The organism is Pseudomonas emilianonis (assembly GCF_023072625.1).
Classification (GTDB): domain Bacteria; phylum Pseudomonadota; class Gammaproteobacteria; order Pseudomonadales; family Pseudomonadaceae; genus Aquipseudomonas; species Aquipseudomonas paraveronii.
The window spans coordinates 1-1,032 of the sequence record NZ_JAKNRV010000713.1 but is presented as its reverse complement, the minus strand read 5'-3'; the positions used below and the strand labels follow the sequence as shown (position 1 = coordinate 1,032).

Below are 1,032 nucleotides of genomic sequence, written 5' to 3'. Positions count from 1 at the left end.
TTTAGGTCGGCGACGCTGGTGAAGGCACCCCGGTATAGCGCTCGTCTTTCCAGTTGTGCAAACCAGCCTTCCACGGCGTTCAGCCAAGACGCGCTGGTTGGTGTGAAGTGCAATTTGAAACGCGGATGCTTTTCCAGCCACTGCTTGATTGCAGCCGTTTTGTGGGTCGAACTGTTATCTAGAATCACATGCAGATCCAGTCCGGCTGGCGTGCTGCGTTCAATCTGTTGCAGAAAAGCCAGAAACTCCTTGGCTCGATGGCGCTGGGTAATCCGTCCGATTACTTGGCCGGTCAGGATGTCGAAAGCCGCGTACAGACTCGCCGTACCATGGCGCTTGTAATCATGGGTCCGACGCTCAACCTGACCTGGGCGTAGCGGCAGCATCGGTTGGGTGCGATCCAACGCCTGGATCTGGGTTTTCTCGTCAACCGACAACACCAGGGCGTTATCCGGTGGGTTCAGATAGAGCCCGACCACGTCGACTACCTTGTCGGCGAAATGAGGATCGTTGCTGATTTTGAAGGTCTTCAGACGATGGGGTTTGAGGTCGGAAGCGGCCCAGACCTGCCGCACCTGCCACGTGGTGACCCGCGCATACTTGGCCATCAAACGGACGCTCCAGTGAGTGGCTTCCTGGGGTACACGCCGGGTGGTCAGTGTCAGGATTTCGTTGATTTTATCGGGCCCAAGTTTGAGTGGCTGGCCGCTGCGCGGCAGATCGCTCAACCCTTCGATTCCCGCCTCTAGATAACGTTTTCGCCACTTGAATACCGTCGGCGGCGTGACCTGCAACTGCTCGCTGACGGCCTTGGGAGTCAATCCGTCAGCCAGTAGAAGCAGGATGCGCGCTCTCTGGGCGAGGCTCTGTTCCAGCGTACTCATACGCAACCAACCTTGCAGGGCGATGAGATCGGAAGGCATTAAAGCGAAGGGGGAAGTCGGTCGGGCCATGCGCATAACCAATCCATGACATTGGACGCACAGTATATCGTTACCATTAGATAAATGAATTAACCGCTCAGTCCACTAG

Annotated in this window: 1 protein-coding gene; it reads right to left on the bottom strand. The window is 56.4% G+C overall.

All coding sequences use genetic code 11. The annotated features are described in order from the left end of the window. Window positions 1–953: IS630-like element ISPpu2 family transposase (locus L9Z73_RS31105; protein WP_247408837.1), on the bottom strand; the 953-nt coding region annotated here is incomplete at its 3' end. Window positions 954–1,032 lie beyond the last annotated feature (79 nt).